We start from the raw sequence: 15,788 nt of genomic DNA, 5'->3' as shown, positions 1-15,788 counted from the left end.
CGCGATGCTTGTCGATGCGACGTTGATCGCCGCAGCCTTCGTGGCGGGCGCCCTGAACGCAGTGGCCGGGGGCGGCAGCTTCCTGACGCTGCCGGCCCTGGTGTTCGCCGGCGTGCCAGCCGTCAGCGCCAACGCCACGGGCACGCTCGCGCTGCTGCCCGGCTACCTGTCGGCGGCCTGGGGCTTGCGCGGCGACACCCAACCGCCGCCCGGGCTGTCCATGCGGACGCTCGTGGTGCTTTCGCTGATCGGCGGCAGTACCGGCGCGCTGCTGCTCCTGCTGACGCCCGATGCCACCTTCCGCCGCGTCGTGCCCTGGCTGCTGCTGCTCGCCACCTTGCTGTTCGTGCTGGCACCGCGCCTCACGGCGTCTCGACAGTCGGGCGCGCACCGGCCGACGGTCGCGATGGTCTCGGTGCTCGCCGTCACTGTCTACGGCGGCTACTTCAACGGCGGGCTGGGCATCCTGCTGCTGGCACTGTTCGGCTTGCTCGGCCAGACCCGCCTGCTGGCGGCCAACGGGCTCAAGAACCAGGTCTCGGCGCTGCTCACGCTGATCGCGGTCGCCCTCTATGCCTGGGGCGGCCTGATCGCCTGGCGCGAGGCCGCGATCATGGCGGGCGCCGCGCTGCTCGGCGGCTACCTCGGCGCCCGGGGCGCGCGGCGCCTGCCGCCGGCCTGGCTGCGCGCGGGCATCGTCGCCACGGGGCTGACGATGAGCCTGCTGTTCTTCCTGCGTTAGGGCCTGTCGTTTCAGGCGGGCTTGCGCACCCGCCCGCCGAAGATCGCCGTGCCGACCCGCACCATCGTGCTGCCGGCGCTGACCGCCGCCTCGAGGTCGCCGCTCATGCCCAGCGACAGCGTGTCCAGCGCGATGCCCGCCGCGCGGATCGCCTCGAACACCGCATGGGCGCGCAGGCACAGTTCGCGCTGCGCCGCGAAATCGGGCGCCGGTTCGGGGATCGCCATGAGCCCGCGCAGCGTCAGCTGTGGCAAGGCCGCCACAGCGTGCGCGAGCGCCAAGGCCTCTTCCGGCGGCACGCCGGACTTGTTCGCGCCGCCGTCCACGTTGACCTGCAGGCACACCTGCAGCGGCGGCAGATGGGCCGGCCGCTGGGCCGACAGGCGCTCGGCGATCTTCAGGCGGTCGATGCTGTGGACCCAGTCGAACTGCTCGGCCACGGGCCGCGTCTTGTTGCTCTGCAGAGGGCCGATGCAGTGCCATTCGAGTCCCGCGCGCAGGTCGGCCAGCGCGGCGATCTTGTCCAGGCCCTCCTGCACGTAGTTCTCGCCGAACGCCGCCTGACCCGCCGCGTGCGCCTCGCGCACGGCCTCCGGCCCGAAGGTCTTGGACACCGCCAGCAGGCGCACCGCCGACGGGTCGCGCCCGGCGTCTGCACAGGCCTTGTCGATCCGGGCCCTTACTTGCTGGAGGTCGTCGCCAATCATCGTCATAATCTTCCGAATTCGTATCAAAACGTCACTAAAGCCTGCCCGAGGAGCCCCGTGGACATCACCCAACTGCTGGCGTTCAGCGTCAAGAACAAAGCCTCCGACCTGCACCTTTCGGCCGGCCTGCCGCCGATGATCCGCGTGAACGGCGACGTGCGCCGCATCAACGTCGATGCGCTGGACCACAAGGCCGTGCATGCCATGGTGTACGACATCATGAGCGACACGCACCGCAAGCACTACGAAGAGTTCCTGGAGGTCGACTTCTCGTTCGAGATCGACGGCCTCGCGCGCTTCCGCGTGAACGCCTTCAACCAGGCACGCGGCGCGGCCGCGGTGTTCCGGACCATTCCCTCAAAGATCCTCACGCTCGAGCAGCTCAACGCGCCGAAGATTTTCGGCGAACTCGCGCTCAAGCCGCGCGGCCTCGTGCTGGTGACGGGCCCCACGGGCTCGGGCAAGTCGACCACGCTGGCGGCGATGGTGAACTACCTCAACGAGAACGAGTACGGCCACATCCTCACGGTGGAAGACCCGATCGAGTTCGTGCACGAATCGAAGAAGTGCCTGATCAACCAGCGCGAAGTGGGGCCGATGACGCTGTCGTTTGCCAACGCGCTGCGCTCCGCCCTGCGCGAAGACCCGGACGCCATCCTGGTGGGCGAGTTGCGCGACCTCGAAACCATTCGCCTGGCGATGACCGCGGCCGAAACCGGCCACCTGGTGTTCGGCACGCTGCACACCTCGTCAGCCGCCAAGACCATCGACCGGATCATCGACGTGTTCCCGGGCGAAGAAAAAGAAATGATCCGCGCGATGCTGTCGGAGTCTTTGCAGGCCGTGATCTCGCAGACGCTGTGCAAGACCAAGGACGGCCAGGGCCGCGTGGCGGCGCACGAGATCATGCTGGGCACGCCGGCCATCCGCAACCTGATCCGCGAGGCCAAGGTCGCGCAGATGTACTCCACCATCCAGACCGGCCAGGGCTCGGGCATGCAGACGCTCGACCAGAACCTGACGGAGCTGGTGCGCCGCAATACGATCTCTGCCGCCGAAGCGCGCGGCAAAGCGAAGATTCCCGAGAATTTCCCCGGCTGATCCCTACAGTCCTTCGGAGCACAGACATCATGGAACGCGATCAAGCCAGCCAGTTCATCAACGACCTGCTCAAGCTCATGGTGAGCCGCAACGGCAGCGACCTGTTCATCACCGCCGACTTCCCGCCCGCCATCAAGGTCGACGGCAAGGTCACCAAGGTCTCGCAGCAGGCGCTGGGCGCGCAGCACACGCTGGCGCTCACGCGCTCGATCATGAACGACCGCCAGACGGCCGAGTTCGAGCGCACCAAGGAGTGCAACTTCGCGATCTCGCCGACGGGCATCGGGCGCTTTCGCGTCAACGCGTTCGTGCAGCAGGGCAAGGTCGGCATGGTGCTGCGGACCATTCCCGCCAAGCTGCCGACCATCGACGGGCTGGGCATGCCGCAGGTGCTCAAGGACGTGGCGATGACCAAGCGCGGCCTCACCATCCTGGTGGGCGCCACGGGCTCGGGCAAGTCGACCACGCTGGCCGCGATGATCGACTGGCGCAACGAGAACTCCTACGGCCACATCGTCACGGTGGAAGACCCGGTCGAGTTCGTGCATCCGCACAAGAACTGCGTGGTGACGCAGCGCGAAGTGGGCATCGACACCGACAGCTGGGAAGCCGCGCTGAAGAACACGCTGCGCCAGGCGCCCGACGTGATCCTCATGGGCGAAATCCGCGACCGCGAAACCATGGAGCACGCCGTGGCCTTCGCCGAAACCGGCCACCTGTGCATGGCCACGCTGCACGCCAACAGCGCCAACCAGGCCCTGGACCGCATCATCAACTTCTTCCCCGAAGAGCGCCGCGCGCAGCTCCTGATGGACCTGTCGCTGAACCTGCGCTCGCTGGTCTCGCAGCGGCTGGTGCCCACCGAAGACGGCCAGGGCCGCGTGGCCGCCGTCGAGATCCTGCTGAACACGCCGCTGATCTCCGACCTGATCTTCAAGGGCGAGGTGGGCGAGATCAAGGAGATCATGAAGAAGAGCCGCAACCTGGGCATGCAGACCTTCGACCAGGCGCTGTTCGACCTGTTCGAGGGCAACGCGATCAACTTCGAAGAGGCGATCCGCAACGCCGATTCGGCCAACGACCTGCGCCTGCAGATCAAGCTCAACAGCCAGCGCGCGCGCAGCACCGACCTGGCGGCCGGCACCGAGCACTTCGCGATCGTCTGAGGTCGCCCCGCCGGTGCACCGCGAGGCGCGCCGGCCTTGTTTCTTTCTTTGGCTTTAAGCTGTCGGCCATGAGCAGCATCAACCCCCGCACCTACGAATCCGTTCCCGCCCAGACGGTGGCCTTTCTCGGCCTCGGCGTCATGGGCGGGCCCATGGCCGGGCACCTGGCCAAGGCCGGCCACACGGTCACGGTCTACAACCGCACGCCCGCCAAGTCGCAGGCCTGGGTCGCCGAGTTCGGCGCGCCCGGCCGCCACGCCCCCACGCCGCGCGAAGCCGCGGCTGGCGCGGACATCGTGTTCTGCTGCGTCGGCAACGACGACGACCTGCGCTCGGTGGTGCTGGGCGACGACGGCGCGCTGGCCGGCATGAAGCCCGGCGCCGTGCTCGTGGACCACACCACGGCCTCGGCCGACGTGGCGCGCGAGCTGTCGAAGGCGGCGCTCGTGCGCGGCCTGCACTTCATCGACGCGCCCGTGTCGGGCGGCCAGGCGGGTGCGCAGAACGGCGCGCTCACCGTGATGTGCGGCGGCGACGCGGCCGTGTTCGAGCGCATCAAGCCGGTGGCCATGGCCTTCGCGCGCGCCGTCACGCTGCTGGGCGACAGCGGCGCGGGCCAGCTCGCGAAGATGGTGAACCAGATCGCCATCGCGGGGCTGGTGCAGGGCCTGTCGGAAGCCATCGCCTTCGGCCAGCGCGCCGGCCTGGACATGGAAGCCGTGCTCGGCGTCATCGGGAAAGGCGCGGCCCAGAGCTGGCAGATGGACAACCGCGGCAAGACCATGATCGAGGGCAAGTTCGACTTCGGCTTTGCCGTCGACTGGATGCGCAAGGACCTGGGCCTGGTGCTCGACGAAGCCAAGCGCAACGGCGCGCGCGTGCCGGTGACGGCGCTGGTCGACCAGTTCTATGCCGACGTGCAGCAGGCCGGCGGCAGGCGCTGGGACACCTCCAGCCTCATCATCAGGCTCAAATGAAAAAAGCCCGCGGAAGCGGGCTTTTTGGTTTCAGCGGACCGGCGAGGTCGTCGCCCCACCGGCCGGCGCGGGCAGCGGCTCCATCGGCGGCAGCGGCACACGCGAACCCGAGGAGGAAGCACCCGGCGTCGATGGCGTCGCATTGCTCACCGGTGCGGGGCCCGTGCCGCCGCGCTGCGCGGCGGACTGGTTGGCCGCCTGGCTCGCGGCCAGGTCGGCCTCGCTCACCACCTCGACCACGCGCACGACCTTCGCCACGCCCGTCACGCCGCGCGTGATCTCGGTGGCGCGGTCGGTCTCGCGGCGCGTGGCGATGCCCATCAGGTAGACCGTGCTGCGCTCGGTCACGACCTTGAAGGAGTTGGCGAAGATGTCCTTGGCGTCGAGCAGCGAGGCCTTCACCTTGCCGGTGATGTACAGGTCGTTCGAGCGGTCCTGGAAGGTGCTCGGGGCGCCGATGGTGAGTTCGTTCACCACCGAGCGCACGTTGACCACGCGGCTCACCTCGTCCTCGACGCGGCGGCGGTCGGCGTCGTTGCCGACGGCGCCGGTCAGCAGCACCTGGCGGTTGAAGCTGGTGACGCTCACGTACATGTTGTCGTTGGCGATGTCGCGCACGCGGGCCGCGGCACGCAGCTCGATGCCCTGGTCGTCGAGCTGGGCGCCCGAGCTGCGGCGGTCGGTCGCCACCATGCCCACGCCCACCACCGCGGCGCCGCCCACGACGAGCGGCACACAGGCGGACAGTCCGGCCACCAGGGCGGCGCCCAGGGTGAGCGCCAGGGCGAAACGTTGGGTCGAGGCCTTGGTCAGGGTCGTCATGGTCATGAGGAAACTTCCTGTTCTCCGAGTAACTGGGCATCCACGCCGTCGCACAGGCAATGCAGCGCGAGCAGGTGGATTTCGTGAATGCGCGCCGCACGCTCGTGCGGCACGCTGATCTGTACATCGGTTTCGCGCAGCGCGCGGCCGATGGCGCCGCCGGTGCCGCCGACGCCGGGCGCCGCGGTGGCCAGCCCCGTGGCGGCGTTGCCGAGCAGCGCCACCACCGTCATGTCGCGCTCATGCGCGGAAAGCACGGCAGCCAGCACCGCGGACGACTGCCCGCTGGCGCTGAGCACCAGCAGCACGTCGCCGGCCTGGCCAAGCGCGCGCACCTGGCGCGCGAAGCGGTCGGCATCGGCGGCCTGCGGGCTGTCGGCCGCCGGGTCGGTGGTGTCGCCGGGCAGCGCGATGGCACCCAGCTCGGGCCGCTCGCGTTCGAAGCGGCCCACGAAGTTCGACGCGAACTGCGCGGCCAGCAGGCCCGACACGCCGGCCCCGCAGGCCAGCACCTTGCCGCCGCTGGTCACGCAGGCCAGCAGGGCCTGCATCGCTTGAGAGATGGGTTTGCTGAGGACCGGGCCGGTCTGGTATTTGAGGTCGGCACTGTCAATGAAGTGCTGCTGAATCCGTTGCTCGAGCATGGGGCGCGATGATAACTGGGGGTCGTGAAACAAGACGTTTGAGTGGTGGAGCCTTCAGGAAGGCTTCAGTTCCCTGGCGAGTGCGTCAGCCGGCATCGAAGGCGGCTTTCAACCACGTGATTTTCTCCTCGATCAGCACCACGTCGAAACGACACGGCGGCAGCGACCGCAACCGGCCCAGATAGTGCCGCGCAGCCAGCACGATGCGCTGCTGCTTGCCCGCCGTGATGCTGCCGCCCGCGCCGCCATGCGAGCCCGCGCTGCGCTGTCGCACCTCGACGAACACCAGCGTGCCATCGCGCGGATCGCGCATGATCAGGTCGACCTCGCCGCCGCCGCGCCCCGGCGTCCGATAATTGCGCGCGACCGGCACGAGGCCGGCCTGGCGCAGGTGGTCGAGCGCGGCGTCTTCCGCCGCATCGCCGCGATGCTTCGTCGTCGTGGTGCTTGTCGTCATGGCTCCCTGCCCTGTTTTCTTGTTTTCGCTGCCCTACGGAGAAACCTCTTGGCTTCACTCGCCCCTGCTTCCTTCGGCGCGGCCCTGCCGGCCGCGCTCGACGCCGCGGGCGCGCAGCATTATCCGCAGGGCACGCTGTACGTCGTCGCCACGCCGATCGGCAACCTGGCCGACATCACGCTGCGCGCGCTGCATGTGCTGCAGCTGGTGGACGCCGTCGCCTGCGAGGACACGCGCCACACGCAGAGCCTGCTGCGCGCCTACGGCATCGACCGCCCCGGCGCGCAACTGCTCGCGGTGCACCAGCACAACGAGGCCGAAGCCGCGCAGGCCGTGGTCGCGCGACTCGTGCAGGGCGAGCGCATCGCCTACGTGAGCGACGCAGGCACGCCCGGCGTGAGCGACCCCGGCGCGCGCCTGGCCGCCGCCGTGCGCGCGGCCGGCCAGCGCGTGCTGCCGCTGCCGGGCGCCAGCAGCGTCGTCACGCTCGTGAGCGCGGCGGGGCTGGTGGCCGACGGCGGCGAGAGCAACGCGCACAACAGCAGCGCCTTCGTGTTCGCGGGCTTCCTGCCGAGCAAGGCCGGCGAGCGCGACACCGCCGTGCAGGCCCTCGCGCAGGAGCCGCGCGCCGTGGTGTTGCTCGAAGCGCCGCACCGCATCGAAACCCTGGCGCGCGCACTCGCCGTGCTGGGCGAGCGCCGCATCACCGTGGGCCGCGAGCTCACCAAGCAGTTCGAAGAGATCGCCACCGTGGCCGCCAGCGCGTTGCCCGACTGGTTCGGCGCCGACCGCGACCGCACGCGCGGCGAGTTCGCATTGGTGCTGCACCCCGTGGCGGTGAGCGGCGACGGCGGTGCAGAAGGCGAGCGCGTGCTGCGTCTGCTGCTGGCGGAACTGCCGGTGAAGACGGCCGTGAAGCTGGCCGCCGAGATCAGCGGTGCGCCGCGCAACACGCTGTACGAGCTGGCGCTGCGCATCCGCAACGAAGCTGGCGACGACTAGCCTCAGCCGTCCAGTTCGGCATAGCGCCGAAAGATCCCGTCCTCGTTGAACGCGATGCGGCGCGGGCTCAGCAGATAGTCGTGCACGCGCTGGCGTCGCCGGATGTTGGCGTGCAGCTTCACGACCGCGGGCGTATCGGCCAGCGCCCGCGCAGCGGCTTTCGGAAAGGCGTACTGCAGCCCCTCCACCAGCTGGAACAGCGACAGGTCGGCATAGGTCAGCACGTCGCCGACCAGGTGCAGGTCGCCCGAAGGGTTGCGCTGCAGCACCTGCTCGAACCAGTTCAGGAACTTCGGGATGCGCGCTTCGCGGAAGGCACGCGCACGCTGAAGGGCCGCGTCGCGCTGGTCTTCGTAGTAGTCGCCGGTCGAGATCGGGTGATGGGTGTCGTGCGCCTCGGCCACCGCGTCGGCGATGGTGAGCTGCAGCTGGTGGGTCCACAGCCCGTCGGATTCGCCGATGCCGGCCAGCCCGAGCTTGGGGCCGAGGTACAGCAGGATCGCGGCAGTCTGGCCGACCACGATGTCGCCGTCGACCAGGAACGGCGGTGCGAACGCGGCGCGCGGATTGTCGGGGTCGCCGAGCCGTCGGCCCAGCGCGGATTCGCCACCGCCTTGCGAGGCGGGCAGCCGCGCAACATCGACGTAGTCGGCGCCCGCCGCTTCGAGTGCGAGCCGCACGAATTCGCCGCGGCCCTGGATCGTGGGCCAGTAATGAAGTTGGTATGCCATGCGGCCATGGTGTCAGGGCCGGCGGGGCGCTGCAACCGATGACCGGCTGCGAGGGATGTCAGATCAGGCGGCGAAGGCGCGCGGCCGGCTCACCAGAACTTCCACCACGGGCGTGGCGGCTGGCGCAGGGCCAGGGGGCGGGTGTCCAGGTCGGCGCTCTGGCTCGGCGGAATCGAATCGCCGAAGCGGCGGCGCATCTCAGCCTCCAGGGCATGTGCGATGCCGCGGGCCTGTTTCTCGCCGCGCAGCGCGCGCCGACGCCATTCGGCGGCGTGTGCTGCGAGGCTGGTTTCGTCCAGTTCGGAGAGCTCCATCATGCGGGGAATTTTTACATGCGTGCGTCCGGGTGACAGGGTGCAACGGCGTGTCACGGCCCGGTCGCGCGGATCTCCGGATCGGCCTTGTCTTGCAAGACCGCGCCGGGTCGGGGAAGAAGTGAAAAAACCGGAAGCCCTTGCGGAATTTCCGGTCTTGAAGGTGGTCCCGCCGCCAGGAATCGAACCTGGATCTCAGCCTTCGGAGGGCCGAATTCTATCCGTTGAAATACAGCGAGAGGGGTGCTCCGGAATGCACCGGAGCCACACATTATGGCCTATCAGGCCGCGGTGGTTTCCGCGTCGTGCGCCGTCGGGACGCCACCGGCCGGCGTGCGCGAGAAACCGAGCCCGGCCAGGTAGACGCGGAAGGTGCGCCGCCCGGTCGACACGAGGTCGAAGGCCGTGGGATCGAGCAGCCAGTTCTGGATCAGCCCGCCCATCAGGGCGTGCATGCCCTGCGCCGCGACCGCACCCGGCAACGGCAGCCGGATGCGGGCGCGCCGCGCGGCCAGTCGCAGGGCCTTTTCGAAATCGACCACGCAGGCGTTGCGCGCGTCCAGGTGGCGCTGCTGCACCGAGGCCATGTCATGCGTGTACTCGACCTTGTGGGTCGCGATGTCGAACACGCGCCGCACCTGCGGGTCGGCGACCATGAGCGTCAGCGCGTGGATCAGGCCTTCCTCGATCTCGACCAGCGGGTCATCGCCGGGGATGTCGCTCTTGGGCGGCGTCTCCAGCGGCAGGATCACGCGCTCCATCATGGCGTTGAACAGATCGGCCTTGTCCTTGAAGTGCCAGTAGATGGCGCCCCGGGTCGCGCCGGCCTGCTGCGCGATCTGCTGCAGCGTGGTCTGCGAAACACCTTGCGCCTGAAACAGCAACTCCGCGGCATCGAGCAATCGATTCCGCGTCGCCAGTGCTTCTTCCTTCGTACGACGTGCCACCAAGTCTCCTGATTTGTAAAGCGAACGCCCTTTGCGTATCGTGGGGCCATTGCATGGCTGTCACTATACATCCATGAATGTATGTAAACTAGCGCGCTTCTCGGATGGCCCACCTGCCCGTGCTGGTTTACGGATCTCTCCCGCAAACGCGCCATCTCCCGTCTTCGCATCAAAGGAATCACATGCCTCTTCTGCATGTCTCGCGTCAACCGTCCTTGTCGTTTTCGCCGCGTCTCGCGACCGTGGCCCTCGTCTCCCTCCTGTTCCTGGCCGCCTGCGGCAAGGGCGAGGCCCCGGCCGGTCCGGGCGGCGGTGGCGGTGGCGCCCGTCCGGCGCCTGAAGTCGGCGTGGTGACGGTCAAGCCCACCGACGTGGGCCTCGTGACCGAGCTGCCCGGCCGCCTGGAAGCCTCGCGCATCGCCCAGGTGCGCGCCCGCACGCCGGGCATCCTGCTCAAGCGCGAGTTCCGCGAAGGCAGCGACGTGAAGGCCGGCCAGCTGCTGTTCCGCATCGACCCCGCACCGCTGGTGGCCGCCACGCAGAACGCCCAGGCCGCACTGGCGCGCGCCGAAGCCAACGCCGTGCAGGCCAAGGCGCTGGCCGACCGCTACAAGCCGCTGGTCGAGGCCAACGCCGTGAGCAAGCAGGAATACGCGACGGCCGTGGCCTCCGCCAAGACGGCCGACGCCGACGTGGCCGCCAACCGCGCGCTGCTGCAGACCGCCAAGATCAACCAGGGCTACGCCGATGTCACCTCGCCCATCGCGGGCCGCATCGGCCGCGCGCTGGTCACCGAAGGCGCACTGGTCGGCCAGGGCGACGCCACCGAGCTGGCCGTGGTGCAGCAGATCAACCCGCTGTACGTGAACTTCACGCAGTCGGCCTCCGACGTGCTCAAGCTGCGCCGCGCCGTGGCCGCCGGCCAGTACAAGCGTGCGAGCGGCGAAGAAGCCGCGAGCATCCGCGTGGTGCTCGAAGACGGCACCGACTACGGGCAGGACGGCAAGCTGCTGTTCTCCGACCTCACGGTCGACCCGACCACGGGCCAGGTCACGCTGCGCGCCGAGATCCCGAACCCCAAGGGCGAGCTGCTGCCCGGCCTGTACGTGCGCGTGAAGCTCGAGCAGGCCCAGGTGACGAACGCGATCACGGTGCCGCAACAGGCCGTCACGCGCACCCAGCAGGGCGACCACGTGACGGTGGTCAGCGCCGACGGCAAGCTGAGCCAGCGCACCGTGAAGATCAGCGCCGCCAAGGACAACCAGTGGGTGGTGCTCGACGGCCTGAAGGCCGGCGAACAGGTGATGGTCGACGGCTTCCAGCGCCTGCAGATGATGCCGCCCGGCACGCCCGTGAAGGCGGTGCCTTGGCAAAAGCCGACGCCCAACGGCGCGGCTGCACCCGCGGCACCGGCAGCGTCCGCTGCCGCAGCGGCACCCGCCGCCAGCCCGGCTTCGGCCCCGGCTGACAAGAAGTAATCAGGAGCGCCTCGCATGGCCAAATTCTTTATCGACCGACCTATCTTCGCGTGGGTGATCGCACTGTTCATCATCGTGGTGGGCGGCGTCGCCATCACGCAGTTGCCGATCTCGCAGTACCCGCCGGTGGCCCCGCCGGCCATCGTGATCAACGTCGCGTACCCCGGTGCCTCCGCGCAGACCCTCGAGGACAGCGTGCTGTCCGTGATCGAGCGCGAGATGAACGGCTCGCCCGGACTGATCTACATGGAATCGGTGGCCCAGGCCGACGGCACCGGCGCCATCACCATCAGCTTCGAGGCCGGCACCAACGAAGACCTCGCGCAGGTGGACGTGCAGAACCGACTCTCGCGCGCCACGCCGCGGCTGCCCTCGGCCGTGACGCAGCAGGGCGTGCGCGTCGACAAGTCGCGCAACAACTTCCTGCTGTTCGCGATGCTGTCCTCGGACAACCCCGACTTCGACCCGGTGGCGCTCGGTGACTATGCCGCGCGCAACATCGTGCCGGAACTGCAGCGGATCGACGGCGTGGGCCAGGCCCAGCTGTTCGGCTCCGAGAACGCGATGCGCATCTGGATCGACCCGGCGAAGCTGCAAGGCTTCAACCTGTCGGCCAACGACGTCAATGCCGCGATCCGCGCACAGAACGCCCAGGTGGCGTCGGGCACGCTCGGCGACCTGCCGAACATCCCCGGCCAGGCGATCTCCGCCACGGTCACGGTGAACGGCCAGCTCAACAGCGTCGAGCAGTTCCAGAACATCGTGCTGCGCGCCAACACCGACGGCTCGACCGTGCGCCTCAAAGACGTGGCGCGCGTCGAACTCGGCGGCCAGAACTACGCCACCTCCGCGCGCCTGAACGGCGTGCCCGCGGTCGGTATCGGCGTGCAGCCCACGCCCACCGGCAACGCGCTGAAGTCGGCCAAGGCCGTGCGCGCCAAGATGGCCGAGCTGGAGCGCTACTTCCCCAAGGGCGTGAAGTGGGACATTCCTTATGACAGCTCGCGCTTCGTGCAGATCTCGATCTCCGAAGTGGTGAAGACGCTGTTCGAGGCCATCGCGCTGGTGTTCCTGGTGATGTTCCTGTTCCTGCAGAACTGGCGCTACACGATCATCCCGACGATCGTGGTGCCCATTGCACTGCTGGGCACCTTCGCCACGCTGCTCGCCTTGGGCTTCTCGATCAACGTGCTCACCATGTTCGGCATGGTGCTGGTGATCGGTATCGTGGTGGACGACGCCATCGTGGTGGTGGAGAACGTCGAGCGCATCATGAGCGAAGAGGGGCTGTCGCCGCTCGACGCCACGCGCAAGGCAATGCAGCAGATCTCGGGCGCCATCATCGGCGTGACCGTGGTGCTGATCTCGGTGTTCGTGCCGCTGGCCTTCTTCGCGGGCTCGACCGGCAACATCTACCGCCAGTTCTCGGCGGTGATGGTGGCCTCGATCGGCTTCTCGGCCTTCATGGCGCTGTCGCTCACGCCGGCGCTGTGCGCCACGCTGCTCAAGCCGGTGGAAGCCGGCCACCACCATGAGAAGCGCGGCTTCTTCGGCTGGTTCAACCGCGGCTTCTCGCGCACGGCCAAAGGCTACGAAGGCGTGGTCGCGCGCATCCTGCGCCGCGCCGCACGCTACCTCGTGATCTACGCCGCGATCATCGGCGCCGTCGCGTACTTCTACACGCACCTGCCGAGCTCGTTCCTGCCCGAGGAAGACCAGGGCAACATCATCGTGAACGTGCAACTGCCCCCGGGCGCGACGCAAGAGCGTTCGCTGTCGGTGATGCAACAGGTCGAAGGCTTCATCCTGAAGCAGCCTGAAGTGCAGAGCATCGTGAGCGTGATGGGCTTCAGCTTCTCCGGCCAGGGCCAGAACGCAGGCCTCGCCTTCGTGACGCTGAAGGACTGGGAAGAACGCAAGGACCCGGCCAACTCGGCCAGCGCGCTGGCCGGCCGTGCCTTCGGTGCGCTGTCGGGCATCCGCGACGCCTTCATCTACCCGCTGAGCCCGCCGCCGATTCCCGAGCTGGGCAACGCCAGCGGCTTCAGCTTCCGCTTGCAAGACCGCGCGGGCGCGGGCCACGAGGCGCTGATCAACGCGCGCAACCAGCTGCTGGGCATGGCCTCGCAGAGCAAGATCCTCGCGCAGGTGCGCCCTGACGGCCTGGAAGACGCGCCGCAGCTGGAGATCGACATCGACCGCGACAAGGCCAACGCCCTGGGCGTGAGCTTCGACGCGATCAACAGTGCGCTGTCGACCTCACTGGGTTCGAGCTACATCAACGACTTCCCGAACCGCGGCCGCCTGCAGCGCGTGGTGGTGCAGGCCGATGCGCCGGCACGGATGCAGCCGGACGACCTGCTGCGCCTGAACGCCGTCAACACCAAGGGCCAACCGGTGCCGCTGTCGGCTTTCGCGACCACCAAGTGGGTCTCGGGCGCCACGCAGACCGTGCGCTACAACGGCTACCCCGCCATCCGCATCAGCGGTGACGCGGCGCCGGGCCAGAGCACGGGCGCGGCCATGGCCGAGATGGAAAAGCTCGCCGGCCAGCTGCCGCAAGGCTTCGGCTTCGAGTGGACCGGCCAGTCGCGTGAAGAAAAGCTCGCCGGCTCGCAGGCCATGATCCTGTACGGCTTCGCGATCCTGGCGGTGTTCCTCTGCCTGGCCGCGCTGTACGAGAGCTGGTCGATCCCGCTGTCGGTGATCCTGGTGGTGCCGCTGGGCGTGCTGGGCGTGCTGGTGGCGACGATGCTGCGCGCCTATTCCAACGACGTGTACTTCCAGGTGGGCCTGATCACCATCATCGGCTTGTCCGCGAAGAACGCGATTCTGATCATCGAGTTCGCGAAAGACCTGCAGGCGCAGGGCCGCGGCGTGGTCGAGGCCGCGCTCGAGGCCGCGCACCTGCGGTTCCGTCCCATCATCATGACCTCGCTGGCCTTCGGCCTGGGCGTGCTGCCGCTGGTCCTGGCTTCGGGCGCAGGCTCGGCGAGCCAGCGTGCCATCGGCACCGGCGTGCTCGGCGGCATGGTGACCGGCACGGTCCTGGCCGTGATCTTCGTGCCGGTGTTCTTCGTGGTGGTGCGCACGCTGTTCAAGGGCAGCGCGCGCCAGCACGAGGCCGACAAGCGGCATGCGGCAGCGGCCGGCATCACGGGAGATACCACACACCATGACTAAGAAACCTCTGATCCCCACCGTGCTGGCCGCCGCGATGCTGCTGGCAGGCTGCTCGCTGATCCCGACCTACGAGCGCCCCGCGGCGCCGGTGCCGACGACCTACCCGGGCGACCCGGCGCAGCCGTCGGGCCCCGCTGCGGCCGCCCTGCCCTGGCAGGACTTCTTCACCGACCCGCGCCTGGCGGGCCTGATCCAGACGGCGCTGGCGAACAACCGCGACCTGCGCGTGTCGGTGCTCAACATCGAGCAGGCGCGTGCGCAGTTCCAGATCGAACGCTCGGCGCTGTTCCCGGCGCTCGGCCTCACGGGCACGGGCTCGCGCTCGAGCCCCAACGCCTACCAGGCGATCGATCCCAGCCAGGGCAGCGTGGCCTCGCAGTACGCCGTCAACTTCGGCTTCACCGCGTGGGAGCTCGACTTCTTCGGCCGCATCCGCGCGCTGAAGGACCAGGCGCTGTCGCAGTACCTGGCCACCGAAGAGTCGCGCAAGGCCGCGCAGATCAGCCTGATCGCGGCCGTGGCCAGCGGCTGGCTCACACTGCTGGCCGACGACGAGCTGCTCGAGATCACGCGCCAGACCATGGTCACGCGCGACGAGTCGGTGCGCCTGACCAAGCTGCGCTTCGACAACGGCGTGTCGTCCGAGATCGACTTCCAGGCCGCGAACTCGCAGGCCGAGACCGCGCGCGCCGCCTATGCGCAGCAGCAGCGTGCCCGCCTGCAGGACGAGAATGCGCTCGCCCTGCTGCTGGGCGCGCCGGTGCCGGCCGAGGCCACCGCCGGTGGCACCAAGGGACTCGCGGGCATCCGCCCGATGCCCGACGTGCCGGCCGGCCTGCCCTCCGACCTGCTGACCGAGCGGCCCGACATCCGCGCGGCCGAGCAGCAGCTGATCGCGGCCAACGCCAACATCGGCGCGGCGCGTGCGAACTTCTTCCCGCGCGTGTCGCTCACGAGCTCGATCGGCACCGCGAGCAGCGAGTTCTCGAACCTGTTCGATCGCGGCACCAAGGCCTGGAGCTTCGCGCCCACGGTCACGCTGCCGATCTTCGATGCGGGCCGCAACATCGCGGGGCTCAACTCGGCCAAGGCCGGGCGCGAGATCGCGGTGGCGCAGTACGAGAAGTCGGTGCAGACCGCGTTCCGCGAAGTGGCCGACGCGCTCGCGGGCCGCGCCACGCTGGGCGAGCAGGCGCGTGCGCAGACCGCGCAAGCCGACGCCGAGGCGGTGCGCTACAAGCTGTCCGACCTGCGCTATCGCAACGGCATCGCCAGCGCGCTCGACCTGCTCGACGCACAGCGTTCGCTGTTCACGGCGCAGCAATCGGCGGTGGCCACGCGCCTGCTGCAGCTGCAGAACCAGGTCACGCTGTACAAGACGCTGGGTGGCGGCTGGGCCACACGCAACAACGGTTGAGACACCTGCGCGTCCGATATGGAGAGGTCAATTGCCCGCGCGGGCAAAGGGCCTCTCTATAATCGCCGGTTGGTTAGAAAAAGCCCCCGACGAGCCCCCC

General features: G+C 68.8%; 15 protein-coding genes and 1 tRNA gene. 8 read left to right on the top strand and 8 right to left on the bottom strand.

The annotated features are described in order from the left end of the window. Positions 1-4: 4 nt before the first annotated feature. Positions 5-742, top strand: coding sequence for a sulfite exporter TauE/SafE family protein (locus AC57B8_RS13215; protein ID WP_447747510.1), 738 nt, complete (start codon positions 5-7; stop codon positions 740-742). Positions 743-753: 11 nt separating this feature from the next. Here AC57B8_RS13215 and AC57B8_RS13210 read toward each other — a convergent pair whose 3' ends face one another. Continuing rightward, positions 754-1,455, bottom strand: coding sequence for a YggS family pyridoxal phosphate-dependent enzyme (locus AC57B8_RS13210; RefSeq protein WP_496479827.1), 702 nt, complete (start codon positions 1,453-1,455; stop codon positions 754-756). Between the two features lie 51 nt (positions 1,456-1,506). Between AC57B8_RS13210 and AC57B8_RS13205 the strand changes: the two genes are divergently transcribed. The 3 genes from AC57B8_RS13205 (at position 1,507) to AC57B8_RS13195 (ending at position 4,693) form a co-directional block, all read left to right on the top strand. After that, positions 1,507-2,550 carry a type IV pilus twitching motility protein PilT gene (locus tag AC57B8_RS13205; RefSeq protein WP_062482334.1) on the top strand — a complete coding sequence of 348 codons (1,044 nt, stop codon included), beginning with the start codon at positions 1,507-1,509 and terminating at the stop codon, positions 2,548-2,550. A 29-nt stretch (positions 2,551-2,579) separates the two neighbouring features. Further along, a complete protein-coding gene (locus tag AC57B8_RS13200; protein WP_062482331.1) occupies positions 2,580-3,716 on the top strand; it encodes a PilT/PilU family type 4a pilus ATPase in 1,137 nt (378 codons plus the stop codon). Positions 3,717-3,784: 68 nt separating this feature from the next. After that, on the top strand, positions 3,785-4,693 hold the full coding sequence (locus AC57B8_RS13195) for an NAD(P)-dependent oxidoreductase (protein ID WP_496479826.1): 909 nt from the start codon (positions 3,785-3,787) through the stop codon (positions 4,691-4,693). A 30-nt stretch (positions 4,694-4,723) separates the two neighbouring features. Here the strand turns inward: AC57B8_RS13195 and AC57B8_RS13190 are convergent, their stop codons facing one another. From AC57B8_RS13190 to AC57B8_RS13180, 3 genes are all read right to left on the bottom strand, one after another. After that, positions 4,724-5,521, bottom strand: a complete 798-nt coding sequence (locus AC57B8_RS13190) for a BON domain-containing protein (protein WP_095950095.1) — start codon at positions 5,519-5,521, stop codon at positions 4,724-4,726. Beyond that, positions 5,518-6,159: an SIS domain-containing protein gene (locus AC57B8_RS13185; protein ID WP_062482322.1), complete on the bottom strand. Its 642-nt coding sequence runs from the start codon at positions 6,157-6,159 to the stop codon at positions 5,518-5,520. Before AC57B8_RS13185 ends, AC57B8_RS13190 begins: the two co-directional genes overlap by 4 nt. A gap of 85 nt (positions 6,160-6,244) precedes the next feature. Further along, entirely contained in the window at positions 6,245-6,616 is a 372-nt protein-coding gene (locus tag AC57B8_RS13180; RefSeq protein WP_062482319.1) for a YraN family protein, read from the bottom strand. 48 nt (positions 6,617-6,664) lie between these two features. Here AC57B8_RS13180 and rsmI point away from each other — a divergent pair, with 48 nt between their 5' ends. Next, entirely contained in the window at positions 6,665-7,618 is a 954-nt protein-coding gene (gene rsmI / locus AC57B8_RS13175) for a 16S rRNA (cytidine(1402)-2'-O)-methyltransferase (RefSeq protein WP_496479825.1), read from the top strand. 2 nt (positions 7,619-7,620) lie between these two features. Here rsmI and AC57B8_RS13170 read toward each other — a convergent pair whose 3' ends face one another. From AC57B8_RS13170 to AC57B8_RS13155, 4 genes are all read right to left on the bottom strand, one after another. Continuing rightward, positions 7,621-8,349: a glutathione S-transferase gene (locus AC57B8_RS13170; RefSeq protein WP_496479824.1), complete on the bottom strand. Its 729-nt coding sequence runs from the start codon at positions 8,347-8,349 to the stop codon at positions 7,621-7,623. 89 nt (positions 8,350-8,438) lie between these two features. After that, positions 8,439-8,666, bottom strand: coding sequence for a hypothetical protein (locus AC57B8_RS13165; protein WP_062481748.1), 228 nt, complete (start codon positions 8,664-8,666; stop codon positions 8,439-8,441). 161 nt (positions 8,667-8,827) lie between these two features. Further along, positions 8,828-8,902, bottom strand: a tRNA-Arg gene (locus AC57B8_RS13160). 42 nt (positions 8,903-8,944) lie between these two features. Continuing rightward, entirely contained in the window at positions 8,945-9,613 is a 669-nt protein-coding gene (locus AC57B8_RS13155) for a TetR family transcriptional regulator (protein ID WP_139705040.1), read from the bottom strand. A gap of 179 nt (positions 9,614-9,792) precedes the next feature. Here AC57B8_RS13155 and AC57B8_RS13150 point away from each other — a divergent pair, with 179 nt between their 5' ends. Genes AC57B8_RS13150 through AC57B8_RS13140 form a run of 3 tightly spaced genes read left to right on the top strand, consistent with a single transcriptional unit; the run spans position 9,793 to position 15,688 of the window. Then, on the top strand, positions 9,793-11,088 hold the full coding sequence (locus AC57B8_RS13150) for an efflux RND transporter periplasmic adaptor subunit (protein ID WP_062481754.1): 1,296 nt from the start codon (positions 9,793-9,795) through the stop codon (positions 11,086-11,088). A gap of 15 nt (positions 11,089-11,103) precedes the next feature. Further along, positions 11,104-14,271 (top strand): efflux RND transporter permease subunit, encoded by a 3,168-nt coding sequence (locus AC57B8_RS13145; protein ID WP_062481757.1) that lies wholly within the window; start codon positions 11,104-11,106, stop codon positions 14,269-14,271. Next, positions 14,264-15,688: an efflux transporter outer membrane subunit gene (locus AC57B8_RS13140; RefSeq protein WP_070063806.1), complete on the top strand. Its 1,425-nt coding sequence runs from the start codon at positions 14,264-14,266 to the stop codon at positions 15,686-15,688. The genes AC57B8_RS13145 and AC57B8_RS13140 overlap by 8 nt, the downstream gene beginning before the upstream one ends. The last annotated feature ends 100 nt before the right edge of the window (positions 15,689-15,788 follow it).

Source organism: Variovorax sp. BGA-UO-ETr-C22 (assembly GCF_059567965.1).
Note: the sequence above shows the minus strand (reverse complement) of the source record. Positions and strands in the feature narration are given on the sequence as shown.

Coding starts and splice junctions, on each gene's coding strand:
- AC57B8_RS13165 (WP_062481748.1), bottom strand. CDS start 8,666: ATGATGGAGCTCTCCGAACTGGACGAAACCAGCCTCGCAGCACACGCC.
- AC57B8_RS13180 (WP_062482319.1), bottom strand. CDS start 6,616: ATGACGACAAGCACCACGACGACGAAGCATCGCGGCGATGCGGCGGAA.
- AC57B8_RS13185 (WP_062482322.1), bottom strand. CDS start 6,159: ATGCTCGAGCAACGGATTCAGCAGCACTTCATTGACAGTGCCGACCTC.
- AC57B8_RS13195 (WP_496479826.1), top strand. CDS start 3,785: ATGAGCAGCATCAACCCCCGCACCTACGAATCCGTTCCCGCCCAGACG.
- AC57B8_RS13140 (WP_070063806.1), top strand. CDS start 14,264: ATGACTAAGAAACCTCTGATCCCCACCGTGCTGGCCGCCGCGATGCTG.
- AC57B8_RS13215 (WP_447747510.1), top strand. CDS start 5: ATGCTTGTCGATGCGACGTTGATCGCCGCAGCCTTCGTGGCGGGCGCC.
- AC57B8_RS13210 (WP_496479827.1), bottom strand. CDS start 1,455: ATGACGATGATTGGCGACGACCTCCAGCAAGTAAGGGCCCGGATCGAC.
- AC57B8_RS13190 (WP_095950095.1), bottom strand. CDS start 5,521: ATGACCATGACGACCCTGACCAAGGCCTCGACCCAACGTTTCGCCCTG.
- AC57B8_RS13150 (WP_062481754.1), top strand. CDS start 9,793: ATGCCTCTTCTGCATGTCTCGCGTCAACCGTCCTTGTCGTTTTCGCCG.
- AC57B8_RS13145 (WP_062481757.1), top strand. CDS start 11,104: ATGGCCAAATTCTTTATCGACCGACCTATCTTCGCGTGGGTGATCGCA.
- AC57B8_RS13200 (WP_062482331.1), top strand. CDS start 2,580: ATGGAACGCGATCAAGCCAGCCAGTTCATCAACGACCTGCTCAAGCTC.
- AC57B8_RS13170 (WP_496479824.1), bottom strand. CDS start 8,349: ATGGCATACCAACTTCATTACTGGCCCACGATCCAGGGCCGCGGCGAA.